This window comes from Halegenticoccus tardaugens (assembly GCF_004116405.1).
Taxonomy (GTDB): domain Archaea; phylum Halobacteriota; class Halobacteria; order Halobacteriales; family Haloferacaceae; genus Halegenticoccus; species Halegenticoccus tardaugens.
Genome location: NZ_SDIC01000005.1, coordinates 153,943 through 178,998 on the forward strand (window position 1 = coordinate 153,943; position 25,056 = coordinate 178,998).

Annotated in this window: 19 protein-coding genes and 1 pseudogene; 6 read left to right on the forward strand and 14 right to left on the reverse strand. The window is 54.4% G+C overall.

Going from position 1 to position 25,056, the window contains the following annotated elements; translation table 11 throughout:
• Positions 1–345: 345 nt before the first annotated feature.
• The 4 genes and pseudogenes from C3L37_RS14795 to C3L37_RS14805 all read right to left on the reverse strand — a co-directional run bounded on the left by C3L37_RS14795 (position 346) and on the right by C3L37_RS14805 (position 7,162).
• Positions 346–1,609 (reverse strand): annotated as a pseudogene (locus tag C3L37_RS14795) (RNA-guided endonuclease InsQ/TnpB family protein).
• A complete protein-coding gene (locus C3L37_RS25350; protein WP_267195324.1) occupies positions 1,610–1,732 on the reverse strand; it encodes a hypothetical protein in 123 nt (40 codons plus the stop codon). It abuts the pseudogene before it with no gap.
• Positions 1,733–2,635: 903 nt separating this feature from the next.
• Positions 2,636–4,387, reverse strand: coding sequence for a hypothetical protein (locus tag C3L37_RS14800; protein ID WP_129115385.1), 1,752 nt, complete (start codon positions 4,385–4,387; stop codon positions 2,636–2,638).
• A gap of 735 nt (positions 4,388–5,122) precedes the next feature.
• On the reverse strand, positions 5,123–7,162 hold the full coding sequence (locus C3L37_RS14805; protein ID WP_129115386.1) for a S8 family peptidase: 2,040 nt from the start codon (positions 7,160–7,162) through the stop codon (positions 5,123–5,125).
• A 411-nt stretch (positions 7,163–7,573) separates the two neighbouring features.
• Here C3L37_RS14805 and C3L37_RS14810 point away from each other — a divergent pair, with 411 nt between their 5' ends.
• Positions 7,574–8,035 (forward strand): NUDIX domain-containing protein, encoded by a 462-nt coding sequence (locus C3L37_RS14810; RefSeq protein ID WP_129115387.1) that lies wholly within the window; start codon positions 7,574–7,576, stop codon positions 8,033–8,035.
• A gap of 108 nt (positions 8,036–8,143) precedes the next feature.
• Here C3L37_RS14810 and C3L37_RS14815 read toward each other — a convergent pair whose 3' ends face one another.
• From C3L37_RS14815 to C3L37_RS14825, 3 genes are all read right to left on the reverse strand, one after another.
• Positions 8,144–9,070 (reverse strand): NAD-dependent epimerase/dehydratase family protein, encoded by a 927-nt coding sequence (locus C3L37_RS14815; protein ID WP_129115388.1) that lies wholly within the window; start codon positions 9,068–9,070, stop codon positions 8,144–8,146.
• Positions 9,071–9,080: 10 nt separating this feature from the next.
• Positions 9,081–10,109, reverse strand: a complete 1,029-nt coding sequence (gmd, locus tag C3L37_RS14820; protein ID WP_129115389.1) for a GDP-mannose 4,6-dehydratase — start codon at positions 10,107–10,109, stop codon at positions 9,081–9,083.
• 224 nt (positions 10,110–10,333) lie between these two features.
• Complete coding sequence (locus C3L37_RS14825) at positions 10,334–12,055, reverse strand: right-handed parallel beta-helix repeat-containing protein (RefSeq protein ID WP_129115390.1); 1,722 nt, start codon at positions 12,053–12,055, stop codon at positions 10,334–10,336.
• A 261-nt stretch (positions 12,056–12,316) separates the two neighbouring features.
• On the opposite strand from C3L37_RS14825, the gene C3L37_RS14830 reads away from it, so the two are divergent.
• The 3 genes from C3L37_RS14830 to C3L37_RS14840 are packed head-to-tail and all read left to right on the forward strand — an operon-like array spanning position 12,317 to position 14,669.
• Positions 12,317–12,592: a hypothetical protein gene (locus C3L37_RS14830; RefSeq protein WP_129115391.1), complete on the forward strand. Its 276-nt coding sequence runs from the start codon at positions 12,317–12,319 to the stop codon at positions 12,590–12,592.
• Positions 12,593–13,675, forward strand: coding sequence for a DUF4350 domain-containing protein (locus tag C3L37_RS14835; protein ID WP_129115392.1), 1,083 nt, complete (start codon positions 12,593–12,595; stop codon positions 13,673–13,675). It begins immediately after the preceding gene.
• Positions 13,668–14,669 (forward strand): AAA family ATPase, encoded by a 1,002-nt coding sequence (locus C3L37_RS14840; protein ID WP_129115393.1) that lies wholly within the window; start codon positions 13,668–13,670, stop codon positions 14,667–14,669. The genes C3L37_RS14835 and C3L37_RS14840 overlap by 8 nt, the downstream gene beginning before the upstream one ends.
• Before the next feature lie 66 nt (positions 14,670–14,735).
• Here the strand turns inward: C3L37_RS14840 and C3L37_RS14845 are convergent, their stop codons facing one another.
• From C3L37_RS14845 to C3L37_RS14855, 3 genes are all read right to left on the reverse strand, one after another.
• Entirely contained in the window at positions 14,736–15,677 is a 942-nt protein-coding gene (locus C3L37_RS14845; protein WP_129115394.1) for a hypothetical protein, read from the reverse strand.
• On the reverse strand, positions 15,674–16,171 hold the full coding sequence (locus C3L37_RS14850; protein WP_129115395.1) for a hypothetical protein: 498 nt from the start codon (positions 16,169–16,171) through the stop codon (positions 15,674–15,676). Before C3L37_RS14850 ends, C3L37_RS14845 begins: the two co-directional genes overlap by 4 nt.
• 148 nt (positions 16,172–16,319) lie before the next feature.
• Positions 16,320–17,765 carry a DUF58 domain-containing protein gene (locus C3L37_RS14855; protein ID WP_129115396.1) on the reverse strand — a complete coding sequence of 482 codons (1,446 nt, stop codon included), beginning with the start codon at positions 17,763–17,765 and terminating at the stop codon, positions 16,320–16,322.
• A gap of 223 nt (positions 17,766–17,988) precedes the next feature.
• Between C3L37_RS14855 and C3L37_RS14860 the strand changes: the two genes are divergently transcribed.
• Together C3L37_RS14860 and C3L37_RS14865 are read left to right on the forward strand one after the other, a co-directional pair.
• Entirely contained in the window at positions 17,989–19,005 is a 1,017-nt protein-coding gene (locus tag C3L37_RS14860) for a DUF1616 domain-containing protein (protein WP_129115397.1), read from the forward strand.
• A gap of 336 nt (positions 19,006–19,341) precedes the next feature.
• Positions 19,342–20,574 carry a glycosyltransferase family 2 protein gene (locus C3L37_RS14865; protein WP_129115398.1) on the forward strand — a complete coding sequence of 411 codons (1,233 nt, stop codon included), beginning with the start codon at positions 19,342–19,344 and terminating at the stop codon, positions 20,572–20,574.
• 64 nt (positions 20,575–20,638) lie between these two features.
• Here the strand turns inward: C3L37_RS14865 and C3L37_RS14870 are convergent, their stop codons facing one another.
• The 4 genes from C3L37_RS14870 to C3L37_RS14885 all read right to left on the reverse strand — a co-directional run bounded on the left by C3L37_RS14870 (position 20,639) and on the right by C3L37_RS14885 (position 24,950).
• Positions 20,639–22,174 carry a flippase gene (locus C3L37_RS14870; RefSeq protein WP_129115399.1) on the reverse strand — a complete coding sequence of 512 codons (1,536 nt, stop codon included), beginning with the start codon at positions 22,172–22,174 and terminating at the stop codon, positions 20,639–20,641.
• Between the two features lie 46 nt (positions 22,175–22,220).
• A complete protein-coding gene (locus C3L37_RS14875; RefSeq protein ID WP_129115400.1) occupies positions 22,221–23,507 on the reverse strand; it encodes a sulfatase-like hydrolase/transferase in 1,287 nt (428 codons plus the stop codon).
• Positions 23,508–23,516: 9 nt separating this feature from the next.
• On the reverse strand, positions 23,517–23,726 hold the full coding sequence (locus C3L37_RS14880) for a hypothetical protein (RefSeq protein ID WP_129115401.1): 210 nt from the start codon (positions 23,724–23,726) through the stop codon (positions 23,517–23,519).
• 303 nt (positions 23,727–24,029) lie between these two features.
• The gene (locus C3L37_RS14885; protein WP_129115402.1) at positions 24,030–24,950 is read right to left on the reverse strand and encodes a sulfatase-like hydrolase/transferase; all 921 of its coding nucleotides are present in this window, start codon (positions 24,948–24,950) and stop codon (positions 24,030–24,032) included.
• Positions 24,951–25,056 lie beyond the last annotated feature (106 nt).

Sequence of the window (25,056 nt, forward strand, 5' to 3'; positions counted from 1 at the left end):
GTTTTCGGCGTGATGGATTTGATGATCACGCCGTAGTCGGGCGTTTTTCAGGCTTCCTCCCTCCAACGACCGGGTGTAGGACACGTCGGTATCTTGGCTTAGGAGGCGGATAAGCGCCGGTTGCGGGCCTGCAATCGTGGTTTGGGATCTCGCGTCAGAGGAGATTTTGCACCGCGTCAGCGATCCTCGATGACGATCGTCGGTCTTAATCTTGATATCTTCCCTGCGCCTACAGGCGCGGAAATCCTTTCGCTGGAAGTTTCAGTTTCTGCTGGACCACCATGCGAGCGACTTTCTCCTCACGGCTACTCCGGTTTGTATGCGCTTCTTTGGGACGTTTGTGAACTATCCCACCCTCCCACTCGGGCTGACGCCATCGCTCTTGAAGGTGGGGCTTTCTGTTTCCACGACGCGCTTAACAGATTTGGACGTATCCACAGGCGTTCGAAAATCACTACGTGATTTTCGCAGCCCCGCAGAAACGCGAAGCGTTTCTGAGGACGTTGATTCAGAGCGTCCCGCTCCTCACCGCTTGATACCGCGAAACAGAATATTCTACGCCGCGTTCGCGTCTCTATCCGCCTCAAACCCACACGCCGGACACGAGTGTTCACGCACCCACAGCGGCTTGTCAGCCGAAACGCCGCACGACGCACACTCTTTGACCCTCCCTCTCGGGTTCACGGCGACGAAGTACGTTCCTTCGCGGTCGCACTTGTATTCGAGCATCCGAAGGAACGTTCCCCACGCCGCGCCCGCCCGATTTCGAGAGTTGCCCGGTAGTTCGACCAACCCTTTCGCGTCCAAGTCCTCGACCGTCAAAAGGTCGTACTCGTGGGCGTAGTAGTTCGGGAGCTTGTGCAGGAAGTCCCAGCGTTTCTGTTTGAGGTCAGCGTGTCGCTCGGCCACGACTCGACGCTGGTTCTCCAAATTTGCAGCGCTGTGTACTTTGCGTGAGGGGTTGCGTTGAACGCGTTCCAACCGTTCGCGCTCGTCGGATAGGTTGAGCGACTTGACCGCCGTACCATCGGTGTCGTAGGCGTACTTGAGAATCCCCGCGTCGATGCCGACACACTTCTCGGGTTTCTCCGGTGGGTCGTCGGGAGTCTCGACGCCGAGGATGGCGTACCACTTGCCAGTCGGTTCCTGCTTGACCGTGACGGTCTTTATCTCGGCGTCGTCGGGGAGGTCACGGTAGAATGTGATGGGTATCTCACCGAGTTTCGAGAGCCACAGTTGCGTCCGCCCGCTCGTGTTCTTGAGTTTGAAGCCGGATTGGCTGTAGGTGAAACTGTGGTATTCGCCTGGTGCTTTCCATTTGAGGGTGCCGACGCGGTAGCCGTTCTCTTTGCGCCCCGAAGCGCCGGAGGTTGTCGTACAACCGCTGAACGGCTTTCTGAAGAACTTTCGAGTGAACGTGTTTCAGGTCACTCCACCACTTCTTGAGACTCGGCAGGAGTTTCTGCTCGGAGTACGCCGAGGTGTTGTCAGTTCGGTTGAGTCAGTGGAGGAAGTGGTTGTAGACCTGCCTACAAGTATCAACAGTCCACGCTAACTGCTCTGCGAGCGCGTCGGACGGTCGGAGCCGATACCTGTAGTTGTAGTTCATCTACGAGCGTTCTTCGATGAGTTCGTCGAGCTTCTCTTGGACGAACGAGGAGAGATTCAGGTGGTTTTTCTGAATCCACTCGGCTTGGTCGTCGCGGATAGAGATGTTCTTGCGCGTTGCCACACCACACAGTGGGCAAAATACACAAATAAGATTTCGATTGCGTAGGCCTGTGGGCCGAGCGTCGAACGTGCTTGAGAACTGTGCGGGCGTCGCCAGAACGCGGAAGCGTTCTGGCTGCCAACCAGAAGCCTACGGCTTCTGGTGACGTTGACGAGACGCTGCGCGTCTCGTTCGCACGCAAGAGCTTCGCTCTTGTGAACGCTGTATCCCCTTCCTCAACGAGCGACTGAAGGGAGCGAGTAGGAAGGGGCCTAAGCACCTGGATTTAGGAAAATAACAAGAAGGGCTAAAAATGTTACGAGATACACAGCGATGTGAGAGAAAGGGTAAAATATGTGCTCCTATCTGGAGAAGGCCTGGAAGGACGACAGAGCCGACGAGTAGCCTCTATCCTAAGAGACAGAAGATCCAGACGCCGGCTACGTTTTTGAGATGCTCCACTTACAGGAATTCAGGCGAGAAAGCCCACGACTTGAGTCGTGGGATGAATCGCCGTCATCGTCTACTTTCAGTGTGTGGCATAGTCTTAGGTGCTCTCCGCGCGGTTCTCTGTGTATCCGACGCGGCATGCCCGCGCCCATACCGGGACAATCGGCCACATTCGGACCCCCGACCGAGACTCGACGGTACCCCGTCAGGATACCTCACGTCGGGTACCGACGCTACATACCCAAGTACCTCCGAATCCGTCGACGCACGCCCGAAGCCCCGAGGAAACGACGGGACCGGACGGGAAACGACGGGACCGGACGGGAAACGACGGGACCGGACGTGTCGAGGATAGGAGTACCGGCCGCTTGGCCCGGCCAGCACCTCGTCGGTGTGCGAACCGTACCCATCCCACCTCAACGGGCCGTCGCTCGTGGGAGGAGGTCAAGAGCTATCTCTATTATTCCCTCGTTATCAATCATCGGCGTGTCGATAGACGTCTACCTCGCCATTTGCATACACACGGTGATAGGAGTTTTCTAGTTCGGATTGCGGTTCCCACTCCAATAGGTAGCGTCCATCAGTAAAACGGTAAATCTCGATTCGCGGCCGCACTGCGACGTATTCATACTCTTGCTCGACGAGCGTAGCGTTCAATAATTCAATATTTAACAACCCGGGACGCCACTGGGGATTTGGCACCGTCTGTTGATGGACTGCACCCCCTCGTGCTGCACGCGGGAAGTCGACGGCCTCATCACCGTAATACATCTCGGCCCGAACAAGGTCTTCAACGTACTGACTTGAGAAATGCTTCGCGTCGGTTTCTCCCTCCGTCAGATACTGACGGTGCATATCTGGATGATCCGGGGCTGCGAGCGGGGAGCTGAACTGAGTGAGAATAAGTATCGCCACAAAAAAAACGGAAAGGGCGCTGACTATTGCTGCACGCTTCTCTCGATTATGGGTGTTATGGTCGTTTGAGTGACGGGAGACTGTGCGGCCGTAGACACCTCCGATGAGAACGGCAACGAACACGCTCGCCATGGCGAATTGGCGGCGGAACCCCGGCGCAGCACCAATGACTAACCCCGGGAGGGCGAACCCCACCGTCATTCCCGATGCAGCAAGGACCGCGCGTGTCGGGACATTCCCGCGTTGGCCGGCAAAGAGGATGAGCCAGCTTACTCCGCCCATGCCAAGCATGGCAAGGATATAACTTGAATTAAGAAATGCGCGCCAAAGCGGTACGGTGTATTGCGTCGCAGCTGCATACTCGGGCGGCTGTGCTGCCAGAATCAGATCAGGGTTGGCAAGAGCGGCAACAATTGCCACGATCCCCGTATAGGGGTTAATATACTCAGTGACAAATAGCCACTGTACAGAAATTACCACTCCTAGAAGTCCGAGGACCGTCCCGGAGACGTATGGCCCTGGGCGTTGCGGCGCCAACCTCCGGTCGATGCCCGAAAGCAATGCTAAGAAGAGAAGGATGCCGAAGACAATAAGCACTGAAACCTTGTGGAGGTACAAGAACGACGTAGTCAGTAACGCGAGTATGAGAAACGACCGTGTGTCAAAGCCCGTTTCTCGGTAGACAATATACGTACAGACAAAGGCTGCGAGGAGAACTGCGGAGAGTGTAGTGGGGATGGGCGCGATACTGTAACGGATTGTTGACCCTCCAACCGCCGCAACCAATGCCGCCACGGCAACTATCCTCCCTGAGACGGCCTCTCCGACACCCCATGACCGCTGGAGTTGGTGGGCGAGTGTTGCGGCGAAGAGAACTAGCCCGCAGCCAATTATAAGTGGAAAGATCCCAAAGGCAGTGTCGATCGGTAGGCCAGTGATGAGCGCGGTCTCTGCCCCGAGGATATGGAAAAGATACGCTTTTGAATAAAATAAACCGGTGAGCTGCTCCGTGCCGCCATTTTGTATGATAACTTGGCTTCTGACGGCGTGAGCATCCGGGTCGAATCCTATCATACTGGCGGGAAATGCGAACGAGTAGAGCCGGTAGCTGACAGCCAACAGCAGCGCAAGAATGGCGATAGTATAGCCATCTCTCTGTGTCTGAATCGAGAGAATACCCCAGAGAAGGGCTATCCCAGCGCCAGCTGCGCCGACTGGGAGCCAAGGATACAGTGAATTCGCTGTATGCGTCGCAAGAACTCCAGCAGAGAAGGAAAGAGTACTGAGTATTGTGGCTATTTTTAACTTCATTATATAATGCATTAAGATCCATAGACAACTAAAAACTGCCGCTTCTCATTTAGATGCTATTTGTGTTACACAAATATCATCTTCATTTCCCTATCTAATACAAATATGAGTTCTATGGTGACACGAGATACTACTTCTAATTAGATGTGATTATATTTGTGCTTCAACGATCGGTACAGGTATCTTCAACTATTTTCGAAGGCTCGATATCAGCCCGAGTGTTGTAATAGGGACTACGATCTGAACTTTGTCGTGAGGTATTTCGAAAACTAGCACCGTATAGATCTGCTAGTTTAAGTAGTGAGCTGTTGAGTTTCTTGGAAAAGAGGTTCACAGACCTGCTCGGTGAGCGTTTTTCAATGAATTTAGAAGAATGGTGGGAACGTGAGCGACCAATGAACCCCTGATCAACGGTGCTGTCCGACTCCCCGTAACTGGGTGTTCGTTCAGGGATCCGCTGTTATTTGTCAACTTTTAGTGTTTAGCATTCTCAGAGTATAGCTTTGGACCATAAATAACAGTTAAATAAGAATTCTGAAATTTCATACCGTGACTATTCGCATCGATCGTTACAGGGTTCGTGTAACTATTATGTACACTAGAAAAACTATACGAATTAAAATAATTAACGCATTACTACAAATATGTTGATAGTCATAGAGGAAAACGCTAGTCAAGGCGGTGCTAAACCAGATAATGACGGGTAAATACTGTAGCGATTTTCCGTTTTACGTTCTAAATAAGCCCACTTGTTTCAATTACTGCGTATCCCACTACTTCTGTCGTGTGGTCTGTCTCCCCGTCTCTGCTTTGTTCTTCCTCGACGAGGAACTCTACCCCAGAGTTGGTGAGGTTGCGATACCGGAGGCTCGCTGTATCAGAACCATCGAACGTTTGTAAGTCAGCTAGGAACAAAGGTGCTTCATAGTTCTCCAAGAAAGAAGCATTGTGCCAGGAGTCAGTTACAATATTGGGCGTTCGTCCGATTTCAAACTGTGTACCGTTAATATCGAATGTACCCGGTTCGATCGCCGTGTACCCTACCGTCTCAGATACATGAATCCCATCTAATCCTTCTTCTTCCTGGAGGCGAATCTCGGTACCGGTGCTCGAGGTGTTCCGTTGACGGGTTACGATTGGATACGGGCCGTTGCGTGTCTGCGATTGAGCGAAAACGACCGGCGTAGTGGTGAAATTCTGCACGAAATCACGTCTGGTGAATTGATGATCGGTCGCCGTCGTCCCTACTTCGATCCGGTTACCCGATGATGAAATATACGCACCAGATTCCATGACGATATACTGAATTGTTTCCTCTACGTGCTTACCGTCCTGATACGTCCATTCTTCGATCTGAAACTCGAAACGTTCACTTCGGACGTTCCGCAGTCTCACGTGAGCAGGATGAATTCCATTGTAGGAAACTGGCTTCATGATCACGACTGGATTGTCGTATGCTCCCCTGAGCGAGACAGTACGCCACGCGTCTCGGTCCGGCTGATTGACCGAGACGGTACCGCTTTCACCGATAGAGAGTGCGGCCTCGACGTCGACTAATCCGTATCCCTGATCATTGGCGGACAGACCGATATTTTCCGCCGTCTGGCGCAGGCGACTGCGAGCGCCATCCGGGTTCCCGTAACTGTCCTGCGAGAGCTCGCCGCTCTCGTCGTACGTGACGTTGTTCGCGTTGTTGAACCCGACCGCCATCAGCTGCGCGCCCGCACCGGCAACGTGAGGTGCTGCCATTGACGTCCCCGAGAAGGTGGCGTATCTCCCGGAGACAGTGGAGTAGATCTCGGCACCGGGCGCGGCGAGTTCGATTTCGGGACCCGTCGACGAGAACGGCGCGACGGTGTCGTCCCGCGTCGTCGCGCTCACAGCGACAACCTCCGGGTAGGCGGCTGGGTAGTCGACGCAGCCGTCGCACCCGTCGTTCCCGGCTGCTGCGACCAACAGCACGCCGTTGCGGTAGGCGTATTTACAGGCGTCGTGGACCGTCTGCGAGCCGACGTCGCCGCCCAAGCTTAGACCAGCCACGTCCCATCCTTGGTCGGCCGTATAGGCGATCGCGGCGGCGACGTCCGAGTAGTATCCTTGACCGTTGCAGTCGAGTGCTTTTAGCGCGTGGAGGGTCGCTCTGGTGCTAACGCCGACGACGCCCTCTGCGTTGTTCGCCGCGTCTGCGGTACCGGCGACGTGCGTCCCGTGATCGTTGTCGTCGTCCCAGGGCTGGAGGCACTCATTTCCGTTGGACAGCGCACACGGTTCACCCGAAACGGCCATTCCACACGGAATGTACGCGTTACCCTCCCCGAGATTCGCTTGGAGGTCGGGGTGGTCCGAGTCAATGCCGGTGTCGATAATCGCGATGTCCGCGCCTCTTCCGGTGTAGCCGTCGTGCTGTGCTTCGTCGGCGTCGATCCGATCGACGCCCCACGGGATCGTCTGGGTTCCGGTAGACTCGTGCCCCGTCGCTTCGAGAATACCATCCGGCTCAACGTATCGGACATCGCTATGGCTGTTGAGAGCGGTATAACTCTCGGGAGCGAACGTACCGACAATCGCCCTTCCGATGCGGCCGAAGTCGATCGTCTGATGGACCTCACTCGCTTCCGTCTGTACCGCTTCCATTGCCTCTTCCGTCGATGTTCCGATTATAAATCGATCTGGGTGAGGTGTGCTACTGGCTTTTGCTCCTTGACTTCCGAGGATGATTGTGCCCGCACCGACCGTTCCTTTCAGAATTTCTCGCCGAGTTATTTTATCAGACATCTATACGAATATTATACTGCTATCTTAATAATTTTATTTAGGATAAAATAGTAATTATTTCTTTTATGAATCATATAGTATAGATTGAATATCCATAGAGTTTTATACAATCAAAGTGTGTTCAAGCACTCATTTATAAATGTATTTTGGGCGAGGAGGTTCTGGCGCTTTACTACTGGCGAGATCGTCGATACGAATGTGATATTGAATCTCAGGACTTAAACTCTGCCGCGAAGTGAGCGGCTTTGGGAGCAGGTACCCCAGTATCGGTAAAACGACCACGTTCGGATTATCCTCTTAGATTCCAATGAGTACGATACTGCCACCTGCTCCGATAAAAATCACGTTCTCTACGATAGTTGATCATTTTTCACCCACGTATTTAATACACTGTGTCAGAAGTGATTCTATATGAAGGTACACGATGAACGCATCCCCACAGAACGGTTCGAACGCTTCCTGAATTCGATGCCGCAAGTGAGCGTCGAGCTAGTGATATCCTTCGATCGAGGAATCCTCCTGCTGCGGCGACGCAACGAACCGGCGAAAGGAGAATGGTTTTGGCCGGGAACGAGGCTGTACAAAGGTGAGGCGTTCGATCAAGCGGCGAAAAGGCTCGCGAGAGAAGAACTTGGCATTGAGGTCCAGTTGCGCGGAATGCTTGGGGTTTATAACCACTTTTGGAACACGGGTGATCTACCCAACGTGGAGACAACCCATACCGTTAACGTCGTGTACCGTGCTCACTCGAAGAGCGATGCCGAAGACATCACACTTGACAGCCAACACGACGACTATCGATTTATCACCGAAATCGATTCGGCGCTGCACAAGTACGTTATCAGATACCTGGATGAGGGAGACTTCTTTTAATCACTCGTTCGTTCCGTCTGCTTTCCCTCGAACGGAGGTAGCACCGTAGGTCCGACGTGATGATCTCGTCCTGAACGTCCGTCGCTTACCGAGGATTTTCGAGCACGGCTACGATTTTTTCGAACCGAACGCGTCGATCGTCGCTCCGAGGCCCGATTCGAGATCGTAGTCGGGCGACCATCCGAGATCACGAAGTTTGGACGGATCAGAAACGTGTCTCGGGATCTCGACTCCTTCGTCACGCTGCCGATCGGCGGTCGAGACGAGCCTGACGTCCCTGTCGATCAACTCGAGTATCAGATCCGCCAGCTCTCCGATTTCGGTATCTTCGCCCCGTCCGACGTTGTAGGCTTCCCCGCTCTCGCCTCCCTTCAATAACGCCAGAAGCGCACTTATGGTATCTTCCACGTACAGGAAGTCTCTGCTCGGTGAGAGGTTACCCAGTTCGACGGTCTCGCTTGTCAACGCCTGCTCAATAATCGCGGGAACGACGTTGTGGGTCGGTTGCTCCGGTCCGAAGGTGTTGAAAATCCGCGCCGTCACTGTTTCGAGTTCGTACGTGCGGTGGTAGGCGTGTACGAGTCGATCCGCGGCCGCTTTGCTTCCGCCGTAGGGCTCCGCCGGATACATCGGATGGTCCTCGGCAATCGGTAGACTCTCTGGAGGACCGTACACGCTCGCCGTGCTCGCGCAGACGAACCTGGCGTTGTCCGCGTTTCGCGCGGCTTCGAGAACGTTGAGCGTTCCCGTCGCGTTTATTTCCCACGTCGTTCGAGGAGATTCGATGGCCGCGTCGATGCTGGTTTGCCCGGCGAGATGAACGATCGCATCAGTCTTTCCCAGTTCGAAGCTCTCTGGCGCTGTGATGTCGCCGCGTTGGACGGATTCGTTCGGACGCGCTTGTACATCGGTTGCTGGACGAACGAGTAGAGTGACGTCGAGTCCTTCGCTCGCCAGTGCGTTCCGGAGGTGCCCGCCGAGAAAGCCGGTACCGCCGGTAAGAAAGACCGATTCGAGGGAGGTGTTCGATGACATGGTGGTAATCCTACTCAACTACCGGTTGTAACCGAAGGCCGGCCGTGGGATTAACCCATCGCTCGTCTCCTCGCTCGACGCGTTGATGGTCCGTCCGCGCCATATCTCGAATCATCTCTTCGAATGAAACTTCCGCGGACCAATCTAGTTCGTTCTCGGCGCGCAAGGGATTGGACTGGAGCACGTTCACTTCCGCAGGCCGGTAGAACCGTTCGTCGACGACGACGTAGTCCTCGTAGTCGAGTCCCAATTCGTCGAACGCGACCTCCGCGCACCGACGAACGGTGTAGGTCTGACCGGTTCCAATGACGTAATCGCGAAGGTTTTCGAGGTCCTGTTGCAGCATGTGGTGCATCGCTTTCACGTAGTCCCGCGCGTCACCCCAGTCTCGTTTTGCATCTAGGTTCCCGAGGCGAAGTTCGTCTTGAAGCCCTTCCTTAATACGCGCCGCCCCGAGGGTAATCTTCCGCGTGACGAACTCTTCGCCTCGACGCGGGCTCTCGTGATTGAACAGGATGCCGTTGACAGCGTACATGTCGTACGCCTCCCGGTAATTGATGGTCGACCAGTATCCATACAATTTCGCGACGCCGTACGGGGATCGGGGGTGGAAGTCCGTCTCCTCGGTTTGGGGAACTTCGTCGACCTCGCCGAACATCTCACTGGTGCTCGCTTGGTAGAACCGGGCGTCGGGCGCGTGCTGGCGTACCGCTTCGAGTAACCGGGTTACCCCTAATCCAGTAACGTTTGAAGTGTACAGGGGTTGTTTGAACGACGTTCCGACGAATGACTGCGCCGCCAAGTTGTACACTTCGTCAGGCTCGGCGTTTTCGACGGCATGGTTAAGCGAAACCTGATCCTCCAAATCTCCCTCGATGAGCTCGATCGAATCGTCCTCAACGAGATGCTTTATCCGCCAGTAATTCTTCGACGACGTTCTGCGAACCAGCCCGTGGACATCGTACCCTTTGCGGTCCAAATATTCGGCGAGATAACTTCCATCCTGTCCCGTCACTCCGGTTATTAGCGCAGACGGCATTGAATTTTTAATAAAAAGCTTATTACTTTAATCTATCGGAATAAACGAATTTGAATGATTGGGAGAGTTTTGGTAGATCAATGAATAAAATTCCAGTAGTATATTGAATGATTTGGAATCTATATTATTTGAGCTACTATTCACTCTAATAGTTTCTCTTTTTCTTCGACTGAATCCTATACCATTCTCGTATTAATGAAAACTTATAGAATATATTATTATATCTATTTAATAGGAGTGCCATCAACAAGCGATGTCCATGTGTTCACGCTACTATCATAGAATGCGGGCCCAGCTGTATTTCCTCCGCTTCCATCGTGGTAAGCTTGGTTCCCTACTTCCTGTTTCAACCGTCGAACATCAGTTGGTTTCGTAGGAGTATTATCACGAAGATAATCTGCGATAATATCTACGTTATACCACTCTTCTTTCTTCACATTTTTAATGTAGAGTCCGGAAAAATCCACGTCAGTGTAAACGGCAGGTGATCTCTCTATAATTCGAACACCGTAGTGGTGACTTGGAGCGTTATCACTTGAGACAACATCCAAGTTCGTTACACGCAATCGTGTTATATCGTTTCCTGCGACTTCAACAGCGATCCCGCTCGGAAAGGATCCAGATTTCTGATTATTATTTTTAATTATTCCCCCTTTGATTACTACATCTGTAAGTTCGCTCCGCGCAGTCGACATTAGTAAGCCATCCATCCAACCGTGTTTAATCGAGCAATCGATAATTTCGACATCTTTTCCTCCTTCAAGTTTCACGTTGTGCGTGTTTTTTTCTGTTCCGTTTTCGAGGAAGGTGCAGTTTTTGATTTCGATATCTTCTGAGAAACGCCCATCGATCATCAATCCTAGACCATCATTATAGGCGATGAAACAATCGCTCATGCGAAAACCACGCGTTTTCCACTGATTTCCATCGACAATTTGTGACGTATCTGCCTTGATTTCGACACCGCTTCTTCCTTTTCCGTTAAGGATTTGGCACCCGTCTAGGGTGATATCCTTATTATCTGTTTTATTTGTCCATGTGGATACAACGGTAGCCTGTCGTTCCCCATCTAGAATACAGTTAGAAACGGTAACGTTCTGACAGCCATGAAAGTGAATACAGTGTTCGTTGTTCTCGTGAAAAGTACAATTCACGACTGTGATATTGGTTGTAACCGGAGGATCCTGTTTGCTTGTCAATTCTAACCCATCACCTGTAGAATTAACCGACCAAAGATTAGAGAATTTATGATCGCTACCCACCACCTCGATATTATGCATATCACTCAAATCCGTTATTTCATCTGGATTTTGATTTTGCATATTTCCGTCAATGAGAAAGTCCTTTAGAAGGCATCCGTTGACGACAAGAGGATCACTTCTAGACGCCGGCCGACCGATGTCCAAAATCGCTTTTCCTTTCCCCGGTTCGGTAATCCCATCTGGAAGAAATACTTTCGTCGAGTGGCCTTGACCTTCGATAGTTACATTATCTTTATTGACAAATATCGCCGCCTCTTCTGCCTTCCCATCTTCCACTTCATACGTTCCTTCAAGTAAAATCACCTTGCCACCCGTATCAGGTAATGCATTAATGGCTTGTTGAATACCCGAACAGTTCTCTTCGGGGAAGACAATTTGGATCTTATTGAACTCTTCTAGTGATAATGACTCAAGAATATACTCCCACTCTAGGTCTCCTGCGAGCCATTCATAGAAACCGTCCGAGGTGACACCGAGTGCGGGAGTGTTCTCTGGTACCGGCAGGTTTTCTCTACTATCCGCCCGATATATTTTTACGTACGATGTTTCCATATTGCTTTCTTCTATTTGTGAGGTCTTTCTCTGGGTTTCTCTCCTTTTGGTTGGCATAGCACTCGATTTGGTACTCAATGCTAAACCGCCCCCCAGGCCCGAAAGAATTCCTCGTCGCGTTAATTTCTTCATCCTCAAAGAACCATAATATCTCTCTCACCAAAAATCTTCTTTAAAATAATATAAATATAAAAATTTAGAAAATAATTATAATATATAATAAAATCGATTAACGGCTGCATTTACAGTAGTGTGTAGAACGATTCTCAAGTGACTATTCTCTGGTAGATTTACACCGGGTTTGGATTACCCATATCGGCGGGTCGTCTTCGTAGGATGCCTTCATTTCTTCAGCCAATAGGTTAGTAAGGAAGGGGATCATAGCACCACTCGATGGCTATAGCACGTCGACGCAAATTCGTCCATGCCCAGACTGCGTGGATGCTCGCCGCAGCGCTGACGTTGGCTCTCTTAGATGTGTTGACGCTCGAACTGTTCTTCGTACTCTCGTTGCTCGGCTTTCTTATCGTCGTCGAGTTCACGGCACCGTTTTCGGTCACTCCCAAGTGGCGGATGCGGCTCAAGTGGCTCATCCTCGCAGGTCTCGTCTCCTTCGGGTACGTCGCGATCCGTCGTGTCCTCTCCATCCTTCCGATAGAGGTGTTCTGAGTGCGGCTCGACTTCTCCGAGATCGGCTACCCGCGCGCGCTCCTCGCCGCACTCACCGTCCTCCTCGCGGTGGCGGCGATCGTCGCCGCGAGCACGTCGACGGCGGCGTTCGGCGTCTACAACTCGGCGTGGGACGGCGCATCGGCGCTCCAGACGGAGGCCGACGCCGTCGGCACGGAGTCGGAGATCGTCCTCAACACGAGCGCCTACGGAGACGTCCCCGCGAACGGGACCGTCGCGGTCGTCCTTTCACCCGAGACGCGTTACGAACGCGAGGATAGCGAGCGACTGCGGACCTTCGTTCAAAACGGCGGGACGCTCGTCGTCGCGGACGACTACGGCCGGCACGGCGACGCGCTCCTGGCGGACATCGACGCGGACGCCCGATTCGACGGCCGGCCGCTTCGCGACGAGCGACACAACTACCGCTCGCCGAACATGCCCGTCGCGACGAACGTCTCGAACGACCCGAACGCCTCGATCGTAGAGGGCGTGGATCAGCTGACCCTGAACTACGGGACTGCCGTCCGACCGAACGGTGCCACAGTTCGGGCGACGACGTCCGGGTTCGCCTACTTCGACGAGAATCAAAACGGAGAACTCGACGCGAACGAATCGCTCGACGAGCACCCCATCGTGACAGTCGAATCGGTCGGGGAGGGTCGGGTGATCGTCGTCGGCGACCCGAGCCTGTTCATCAACGCGATGCTCGACCGCCCTGGGAACCAGGCGTTCGTCCGGGCGATCTTCGACGGTCACGAGCGCGCGATCCTGGATTACTCGCACAGCGGCCGCCAGCCGCCGCTCGCCGTCGCGCTCCTGCTCGTTCGCGGTTCGCCGGTACTGCAGGTGCTCGTCGGCGCGGTCGGACTCGGGGCCGTCGTCGGTTGGGCGGAGCGACCGGGGCTCCTCGGCCGCCTTCGTCGCGGGGACGCGCGCGAGGAAGTTAGGACTGATGCGGCGCGGAGGGATGAACTGGCGGCGTATCTCCGCCGACAGCACCCCGACTGGGACGACCGCCGAGTCGACCGCGTCATAGCAGGTGTTTTATCCGAAGAAAATAATAGTGATGGCAATGGATAGAGTAAACGAAATTTATACTGACATCCGCGACGAGGCGCAGAAGGTCCTCATCAGCAACGAGGACGTCGTCGAGGGATTCACCGTCGCGCTGCTCACGGAAGGTCACGTCCTGCTTGAAGGCGTTCCCGGCGTCGCGAAGACGACCATGGCGAACCTCTTCGCGCGCGCGACGGGACTGGAGTACCGCCGGATTCAGATGACGCCGGACGTCCTGCCCGCCGACATCACCGGAACGCAGGTCTACCGCGAGAACGCGAGCGAGTTCGAACTCCAGCATGGTCCGGTGTTCGCCAACCTGGTCGTCGCCGACGAGATCAACCGCGCGACGCCCAAAACGCAGAGCGCCTTGCTGGAGGCGATGCAGGAACGGCACGTCACGATCGAGGGTAACACTCTTTCGCTTCCGAGCCCGTTCATGGTGATCGCGACGCAGAACCCAATCGAAATGGAGGGAACCTTCGAACTGCCGGAGGCCCAGCGCGACCGCTTCCAGTTCAAGCTGACCGTCGACCTGCCGACCGTCGACGAGGAGCGCGAGCTCCTGAACCGGTTCGACGCGAGCCCTAATCTCGGCCCGGACGACGTCACACAGGTGATACGCCCCGAAGACGTCATCCGCGCCCGACAGGCCGTGACCCGCGTCCACGTCGACGAGAAGGTGAAAGAGTACATCCTCGGCGTCGTGGCCGCGACGCGCGAGTCGCCCGCCGTCGAGTACGGCGCTTCGCCGCGGGCGACGCTGGCGTTCCTCAACGCGGGAAAGGCTCGCGCCGCGATCCGCGGCCGCGAGTACGTCATCCCGGACGACGTGAAGTCCCTCGCCGAGAAGGTCCTCGCACACCGGCTCGCTCTCACCGCCGACGCGGAGCTCAGCGGACAGAGCGTTTTTGAGGTCGTCGAGGAGATTCTCGACCGGGTCGAACCGCCGGAGGGCTCTTCTCTCCCCTCGGAGGGCGTTCCCCTCTCCGACAGGAGCGACCTCTCCCAAACGTAGCCGTCTTCGCCGAACGGCTGGCGGTTGCCTTAAACACGAACCGGTGTGCTGCCCGCCAGGATCCGGCTACGTCGCCGCCTCTTCCGACTTCACGGACCCCCACCGACAGGTGACAAGGAAGTCGGCGGCGTCCGCATCGTGAACTTCGGACGTCACCGGCTCCGACAGCCCGACTGCGAGTCCGACGGCGAGGAACGAGACGACCGGGTGGTCGAACCGTACCTCGGAGCCGTAGGCGCTCGCGTCGACACGGAACGTGGCGCGTCCATCCTTCGAGTCGACGTCCACCGCCGCCCCGTCAGCGAGCTCGAAGACCTCCACGAGCGCGTTGACCAGTTGATCGGCCAGCTCCGTCGGCGTCTCCCCGAGACTGCCGGTCCGTGTCCGGTCGAACTCCACGAAGAGGGCGCTCCCGGTCGGAACGAACGATACGCCGCGCCGCCGTTCCTCCTCGGAGGCGACGAAGACTGAGTCGAGTTCCTCGGAATCCGGAAGTTCGTGATCGCCGTACTGCGGGACGAAGAGCCGCGCGACAGGGTCGCCCCCGGTCGGCACGTAGATGCGCGCGTCCTGCAGGCCCAGTTCAACCGTCACCGCGGCGTGCGTGTCCGCCAGCGCCCCGTACACGCGCTCGCCGACGCTGGCCGCGATGAACCGCTCGGGCGTTAGATAGTACGTTAATACCGCCGAAAAGAGCCCCGTTCCGCCAAGTACGAGGAAAACGGTTTGCGCGCTCGGGAAGACGGCGGCGGCCCCCGTGGCCAGCGCGCCGACCAACGCGAGCCCCAGCGCAGTACGGCGGTACTGTGTCCGCTTTGCTTGCGTGTACTCCTGTCTGAGGCGACGGTTCTCCGCCCGGAGGAGGTCTACTTGGGCGACGAGGTCGGACGGATCGGGCTGTTCATCCACCTCGTCGACCTTGTCCTCGGCGATCCGCCCGTCCGTGTCGTCGACTCCTTCCGTCTCGCTCCGGCCGTCGGCGTCGTCGCGCGAGAGCTGGCTGCTCATGCGGCCTCCTCCGCGAGGCCGAGCGCGACGAGTTCGGACCGGTGGAGACCGTAGGCGATCGCCGCACAGATTAGTAGCAGGACACCGGCGACGGGCAGCGGCTCTTCTAACCACGTCAGCGTTTCCCAGGTAACCGCGCCGAGGACGGCGAACAGGACGACCGTCGCCGTGGCGATCCGACCCGGCGTCGGGCTTCGCAGTGACGGGCTGACGAGCACAGGAATGAGCCCGAGTTCGACGAGCGCGAGCTGCGCGGTCGTTGGTCCTTCCGGGAAGACGGCAAGAAGACCGAGATGGGCGACGGCGAAGAGGAGTTCCTCCGAGAGGACGAGTCCGAACAGGAGCAACGCGGCACCGACGCCGCCCCCGATCGTGCCGCCGCTTGCGCTCAGGGCGGCGGTACTCGAGAGGAGCCCACCCCACTTGAGAACGCGCTGCCGGCGCGATGTCGGCTGACGGAGGGAGCTCGCTTCACCGTTCGTTGGACGTGACATTCTCCTCCCCCTACGTGGAGCTTCCTTTTATTTCTACTTACTCATCGACGTGAACAACAGTTCGGGTTAAAACGACCGTCGCGCGTTGGCCGCCGGTGGTCTCGACGTCCTCGCCGACTCAAACTCGACGGGCGTCCGGAGTCCGGCTTTAAGATCGCGCCCGTCGTCGCCGTTGCGCGCCGAGCAACGCGTTGAGACGATCTCCAGGACCAACTTCGAAGGCGGTGACGTGCGGATGACGATCGAGTTTCCGGCGAAACTCCTCGAAGGAGACGTATCGTCGGTAGGCCTCTTCGAGGTCGGCCAACCCCCCTGGCTCGAACAGCACACGCGGGGTGAGAAAGACGAGGATACGATCGTCGTTTCTTGCCGCCAACTTGACCGTCTCGCGCACGTGGCGGCGCGCACTGTCGTCCGTTACGAGGATGGTCCAGACGCTTCCCCGCAGACGGTTGACTTCGGTTCGGACGGTCTCGAAGAGGGGGTCGCCGTCGATCCGTTGGACGTACCGCTCCCCCGCGCGAAAATACGGGTGGAGCGTCGTCCCGAAGGCTGCGTCGTCCCCCTTCAGCCGGACGGCGGCGGTGTGAGCGGCCGCCGGGCTCACCGCGCTCCCCCGACCGCCGATCGACGGCTCTCCCTCCGACCGTGTCGGTTCGAAGTCGTGGAGCGTCCGTCGGATCGTCGAGTAGTTCGCCGGTTCGGTGCTCGGTCGCAGCCGAACGGTCAGTCCCCCGTCGCCGACGGCGTACAGCCCGAGCGGGTCCGAGAGTTCTCGGGCACTGTCCACGAACGAGAGCGCGACCTCGCGTGCGTAATCGAGCATCGTCTCGCCCTCGCGGCCGACAGCCATCGTCCCGCGGTGGTCGAAAACCAGCACCGTCCGCCTGTCCGTCTCCGTTTCGAACTCCCTGACGTACGGGCGGCCGAGCCGAGCCGTCGCCTTCCAGTCGATGCGGTTCGCCGCGTCGCCGGCGACGTACTTGCGGATCTCCGCGACGGTGAGGCCGGATCCGCCGCGATCGGTCGCGTGCTCTCCGTACGCCGCCGCGAGACGATCGCCACCTCGACCGACGTGGATCTCGCGCGGTGCACGCGGTTCGACGGTGATCGATGGTGCGGGACCGCGCCGTGTCGTCTCTTCGAACAGGCCGAACGGATCCGAGAGCGTGACCGCGGGTTGCGGGAACCGGAACGTTCCGGCCGTCGGAAACGATGCTTCGAACAAGGTCGTTACCTCCTGATCGCTTCGCGTGATCGACACGCTCCGATCGTCCTCGGACGTCGCTCGTCCCGCCAGCGGCTCCGGGGCGGTTATCGAGACGTCGAGCGGTGCCGAACCGGTCACGCGAGCGGTCAGCGTCGCGTGCGCGGGTTCGTCCACCACGACTTCCGTTCGCGACGGCCGCAGATCGACCGTGAGCCGATCGTCGACCGCCGTCGCGCTCCGGACGAACCCGTATTGGCGGGCGATCAGCCACGCCCCCAAACCCGCCGCGCCGAGCAGGAGTACCGGCCTGGCCGTGACGATCGAGAGCGCGGCCAGCGCCGCGGCGATGGTCGCGTTGGCCCAGTACCGGCGTGACACGTGCATAAGGATCACTTCACTCCAAAGTAGTTGTAAGTTCTGGTCTATCTGTAGGTGTAATTATCTCCGAAGGCACCGTCGACGCTCGGGTGACGAACGGGGCCATCGGATCGGGTGGTCTGGATCGCCCCTTCACTGATCGACATTGAACTACTACTTTTCGAACATCCGGTGCTGTTCAATCCGTGATACCGTCCCTTTTTTATAATCTGGCAGTATTGGACGAAATATGTCCGAAGAGAGGAACTGGCGGTTGTTGCTTCCGGCGTCCCTCCGCCGGCTTCCACCCGACCTCGCCGCCGTCGTCTGTCTCGTCGTCCTCGTTGACGCGGCCGCTCTGCTTCCCGCTGTCCGCGACACCCAGATTCGGGTCGTCCTCGGGCTTCCGTTCGTTCTCTTCATCCCCGGGTACGCGTTCATCTCCGCGCTGTTTCCCGAGGACGAATACGAACGCTCCGACGGATCGGGAGCGGGTTCCGCTCGTTCCGGGATCGACGGACTCGAACGCGTGGCGTTCTCGTTCGGGACGAGCATCGCCGTCGTTGCGCTCGTCGGACTCCTGTTGAACTTCACCCCGTGGGGGATCCGCCTAGTGCCGATTCTCGTTGCACTGAGCGTGCTCACGCTCGCGACGACGTCCGTCGCCGCCCTTCGGCGACAGCGCGTCCCCGAATCGCGGCGGTTCGTCGTCCCGTACCGCGACTGGGCCGCCAGACTTCGTGCGGAGACGTGCGATCCCGAGACGCGGGCGGACGCGGTGTTGAACGTCGTTCTCGTCGTCTGCTTGCTGCTCGCGGTCAGCAGCGTCGCGTACGCGATCTGGACTCCACAGGACGGCGAGTCATTCACCGAGTTCTACCTCCTGACCGAAAACGAGGAAGGGGAGTTCGTGGCCGACGACTACCCGACCAACTTCACTCAGGGCGAGGGGCAATCGTTGCACGTCGGAGTCACCAACCAGGAACACGAGACATTGGATTACATCGTCGTCGTGGAGCTACAGCGGGTCGAGACGGAGAACAACTCGACGCGCGTCCTCGAAGAGCGGGAGCTGCATCGTTTCGAGCCGACTTTGGGTCACAACGAGACGTGGCGGATCCAGCACACGATCGTGCCTCCGATCGAGGGCGAGCGGCTCCGGCTGTCGTACCTCCTCTACAAAGGCTCTCCGCCGGCGGATCCCACCGTGGAAAACGCCGATCAAGAACTTCACCTCTGGGTCAACGTTTCGGATCCTTCGTCGTAGTGGACACGGTATCTGGTGATCTGAGGTGCCGCTGTACGACGTTTTCCGACGAAAAGTATAATCCAACTGTATCACACACCTACGTAACCCCAGTAGATGTAGTATTATCGTATCTAATTAAAATATTGTATATTTGATACAGTAAAAATTTTATTGTTGGATGTGCTTGTATCTATTTGATGACTCACTATCTTCACAGCGTCACTCATCGGAAAGACGGACGGTCACCTCCGATCAGTGCAGTCCCCCTGGACGCGTCGACACGCTCTGTGTCCTCGACGACGGCTGCGTCGCCCGAAGCGGGCCGAAGCGCGGCAACCTCACTAAGGACGACGTATGACCACTGAACAGACTGTCGACGACGTCAACGCGGCGTCGACCAACGGGGACCGAGCCACGGTCATCGGCACCGACCCGGGCGACGCGCTCCTTCTCCAGGAGGACAGCGAGCAGACGCCGACGCTCAGCGTCGTCATGCCGACGCTGAACGAGGAACAGGGCATCGCCGAGTGCATAGACCGGATCAAGAACGCGCTCGGCGCGCTCGGCGTGCCCGGCGAGATCATCGTCAGCGACAGTTCAACCGATCGGACCCCCGAGATCGCCCGCGAGATGGGTGCGGTCGTCGTCGAGCCCGACGCGCCGGGGTACGGGTACGCGTACCAGTACGCCTTCGAGCACGCCCGCGGCGAGTACATCGCGATCGGCGACGCCGACACAACGTACGACTTCGAGGAGCTGCCGAAGCTTTACGAACTGGTGACGAACGGCGACGCCGACATGGCGATGGGCAGCCGCCTCGACGGCGAGATTAAAAAGGGTGCGATGCCGCCCCTTCACCAGCACATCGGCAATCCACTCCTCACCAAGTTTCTGAACGTCTTCTACGGTGCGGGCGTGAGCGACGCCCACAGCGGAATGCGCGTCATCTCGCGAGACGCTTTGAAGGAACTAGATCTGAAAACTGACGGAATGGAGTTCGCGAGCGAGATGATCATGGACGCCGGCGCTCGCGGTCTCACTATCGAGGAGCTGCCGATCACGTACCATCCGCGCGAGGGCGAGGCGACGCTCGACAGCTTCCGCGACGGGTGGCGGCACGTGAAATTCATGCTTGTGAACGCGCCCGGATATCTGTTTTCAGTTCCTGGGTTCGTACTCAGTTTGTTTGGCGCATTCGTCATGGCTCTGGCCTATTTCAGCGTCCCAATCAACGGGATTTCCCTGGGCGTACACTCGGTGATCGCTGGCAGTCTCTTCACCATCGTCGGGACTCAGGTCGTGAGCCTCGGCGCATTTGCGACGGTTGCGGGGGATCCGATTCGAGCCCCCGAGGATCCCGTAACCGAATATCTCACGCAGAAGGTTCAGTTAGAACACGGCGCGACGTTCGGATTGTGTCTGTTCGGCGTTGGTGCCGGCTTCGCTGGAGTTCTAGCGATCCGCTGGATTGCGAGTGATTTCACTCAATTACCTTTCTTGATGGGCGACGTCGTCGCTCTAACCGCGATGGTTCTGGGACTACAGATCTTTTTTAGCTCGTTTTTCCTCAGCGCAATAGCTGAGTGAGAGTGGCGAGTCATTTTCATTCCAAACTATGATAATTATCGTGTATATATTCTATCATATGTCATTATCCCGAGAAATTTTCGAGTGTCGATTTCACCCAGGTAAAATTCCGGCCTAATTGCTTCTCTGCCTTCTCGATCAGGAATAAATCGGCTTCTTCGACACTATGAGTTAAAACAAGGGAAATGATCTGTGCGATTGATATTAGTATACCTACAATAACAAGACCAAGAGCTCCTAAATCGATTCCGGATGTCATGTGCATAAGCGCAACTGCGACCCCGAGCGTCGGCACTATTGGTTTCAAATTCTTCAGTGCGAACGGATGAATTCCCGTATAATAGTAAATTGCGCTGACTTCGACCATATTGTAAATGAAGTACCCAATCACCGTTGCGACTGCGGCTCCGATTATTCCCAATCTTGGGATAAGCATGATGTTAAGTAGGAAATTAGCCGTCATGCCGATCAACGCCGATACCAGTTCGATTCGCGGTCTGTCTATCGCCTTTACCATATCTCCGTCTAAACCGACAATCGCACGGAAGAACAAACCGGCCGTTAGGATACTTAGTACTGGTGCCGCAGGGAGGTACTCTGCCGTAAAGAACACTTGAACAACACTGGAAGAGAATAGAGCGAATACTAGGATCGGGGGAAAAGTCACTAATATTATCCACTTGGTGGACACGCGGTACAGTGAGTTGAGTTCCGATGTTCGATTGTTAACGAAATGCTCGGTCGCTACCGGGAGGTAAAAGAACGTGAATGCAGTAAGTACAAACGTTGGAAGCTGACGTAATGGTTGAATAGCTCTGTAATATCCTACACTTGACGGCTCCAGAAAGTACCCTATCATCAAAATATCCAGGTTTGATAGTAGCAAAAATATCATTGATCCGAAAGCTAGTGGCCAGGAAAAAGACCATAATTTCAATATTGCACTTTGAGTGATTTTTTCGTCGATAACCGAGCATACGTTGAAGTCGTGATTTACGAAACGAGTAGCCAAGAGCGCAAGAAAAAACGGAACAGAAACCCAATAAACAGCAGCCCCAAAGGACGGAAGACCAACGGCCAACAAGATCCCCAGCGAGAACAGTGCAAGCACTCTAGCGCCTAAATTCTTAGAAATAACCGCGTCGAATGATCGCTTTTGAGCACGGAGCGCCGCAAATGAAACATTAGCCAATGGAAAAATCAATAGATACGGCAAGAACAGGACAATATAGTGCTGAAGATACTCATCATTCATGACGGCAGAGATTCTATATCTCAAGAAATAAATCGTGATAGCGCTAAGAATCCCAGAGAAAATGCAGATTAAATATCCAGATTTTAAAATTTTTAGTTGATTTTTAGAATTTGTTTCTGAAGACAAAAGACGAGTGACTCCTTCTGGAACACCAAGAAGTGCAACACTGCCACATGAGCTTACTATCGTATACGTTAATGCGATGTGTCCGAACTGCCCCGGTGCAAGAGAGCGAACGATTATAGCTTCCCCGAATAGACCGATTATTCGTCCAATGACGGAGCCGAGGAAGATGACGGCGGCGCTCTTGGCCAATCCCTCTAGTGTGTCGGTTATTGAGGTCATGTTTGTTGCATTTCAGTAATAAGCACTGGATAGAAGGTGATTATTCTCAAATCCTCGCAGCTATTTCACGCATTTTTTCACCTATCTTTGTTTTTTCTCGTCGCGTTCGTTCGTGTCTTTTGTGTGTTTCTTGAAGCTTCTCGGCTATCTCCGGCTCTTGGTCAAGGAGATCAATCTGTTCACCGGGATCGTTTTTAAGATCGAAGAGCTTTGCGCCGTCTCTCTTCTGGATGTACTTCCATCGTTCTCCTCGAACTGCAGTCTCTTCACCAAATTCTGTCTTCGAAACTACGAAGTCATCTGTAAAGTCATTGGGAGAAATTATTCTAGATTCTACTATATATTCAATTATTTTAGGTAGTTCTATTAATGATATCGGTCTATCTATCCAACTTGGCTCTACGCCTCCTTTAATAAGAAACGGAACCCTGATATTCTCTTCGAATAGTTCTGGCTGATGACCGTAAGTTCCGTGTTCTCCGAACGCTTCCCCATGGTCCGAATGAAAAATTAACGTTGTATTATCATAATTCACATCTGCTTCAAGTGCTTCAATGAAGCCATCGACTGATCGTATTGAGTCGCGGTAGCTTTGTTCTAGGAAGGACACGAGGTGGTTCGGGGGGTTTTCGTGATGGCCGTTACGCATAATCGTGTAGTTATGGCGTATGGCGCTGTAGTACATCGCCGGTCCTGATATTTCATTTCTGAACTTCTTTGGGACGATATAGGGGCTGTGGGTGTCCAGAAGAAAGACCCAGATAAACCAAGGTTCCTTTAACTGATTAATCGCTGACCGAATTTCTTCATAAAATGCAGGCCATTGAGAAAACCAATCCGTTTTTTTCAACCATTGGTCTCCAATGTGTGATAATCTTTCATATAGATTTATGTTTCTATCACCGTCAAGATTGTCATTTATTTGCTGGTGCTTTGAACCAATCATCCGAAAACAATCAACTGACTGATCGAATAATGTCGCCTCTGTAGTCCATGGATTTGCTGTGTACGCTGCTGTAGCATAGCCTTGTTTGGAAAGCAGTTGTGCAATCGTCTCGTATCGGCGCATATGGTCTGCTATCCTGCTATACCGCGAGCCGAAGTCTTCTTGCGTCGGTGTAGATCTATAGTGCTCTCCAGTGAATATTACTGGCATTGATGATGGGGTACGAGGTCCCGGTGAAATAGCATTCGTGAATACCGCACTTTCGTTCACTAACGAGTCTAAGTAAGGTGTAGTATTACGTCCACGAGTTAAATAACTACAGTAATCTGCTCTGACGCTATCTGTAGTCACTAACAAAATATTCTGATGATCTTCTTTGTTCTCCATTGATAATCACTAATTCAAATAGCCGAGAGTTTTTAGCCGATCCTTGATATCAGCGTGTTCGATGGATTGATCATTGTCGTTTTTAGCTCTCTCAGCTGCGTAGACTGCTTCCGTCAGAACATAATTAATGTAGTCCTCTACTGTCATAAAATCCGTTTTTTCTATTCTTTCCTCTATTTTGATTATTATTTCGTCAGGTATGACTATCTCCTCGCTCACAATTTCGAATGGTCCTTCTAATACTTAAAATTATCCTTGTTAAGGTTACATGAATGGGCTCTCTCGTGCTGTTATGGGTTGGTGCTTAACCATCTCGTCCACCTATTATCAATCTCTGTGGTGGTCATCCCATCGATCTGCATACTTGGAGGTTCCCTTACACTATTATCCGCATCGGCCAACAGCGTCCATGTTTGTTGTCTATAAATTATGAATGAAAACAAATTGCTCAGCTTTGTTTAAATTTTAATTATTTAGATTATATTTTAATCACAGAAGAATGTATAGGAAACCACGGGTCTCTTAGAGATATCCGAGTGACTCAAGCCGTTCCTGTGTGCTTACTTCGACTTCACCTTTACCATAAGCTCTTGGAACATGAGTTTCTGCGTCTTCAGCGGTGGTTTCAACCCAAGGGACGTTTCGCAAACACCTAAACGGCATATGAATTGGGTGACCGTAGAGTCCCCACTCGCCGAGCGCGTTACCGTGGTCTGATGTGATCGCCACCTTGTTAGCGTCGATATTTTCTAATAATAATTTGAGGTCATCTAGTACATATCTTAGATTCTGACGGTAATCGTGCCACACTTTTTCTCGGTCGGTATCTCCGGCTTCAAGCTGGTGCCAGACATCTCTTCCTTGAGAACCCCATTTCTCGACGCTCTTTTGTTGATATTCATTATCAGACGCTATAAATGGACAGTGGGGCTGCATATAATGTGCGATTATTCGGGCTGGCTCGTGTTCACGAGCTACCTTAATCGCTCGGTCCGTGACCGGACGAGGAGGCAGTGTTCCGAGATTAGAATTCCATGCGTATCTCCAAACTTCATCCAAAAGAGCAAAATCAGAGGCATTTAGGACCTCTTCGGAAAACGGGTTACCGCAAACATAGGCGGTCTCCTTCATCTTGTTTGCGTGAGCTGGTGTAAAATTTCGCAACATCCAGTGTTTCGTCATCGATTCAAGCGAACGGAACTCATCGACATACGGGATATAATCGTACTCATGTGCAACTTCTCGAAACAGATCGAGACGGCACGCATCGAGAACGATGAGCAGGTCCCACTCTCTAGCGTAGATCGGTTCTCCCCCTGATAATGGTAGCGTCTGATGAAGGGCCTTCCTATAGACCGGCCTTGCTGCGTCGCCTAATCCCCGGATACCACGCTTTCTAATTGCAACGATTGAATCGTTCGCCCACGTTGTTACTTTTCCCATACGGAATAATATCCCGCGCTCCCTTTAGAACTTTCTAGGCAATCAGAGTAGCATATCTATAATGGTCTACAGGAGTTATTCTTCCAACTATCATCCAGAATCGAAC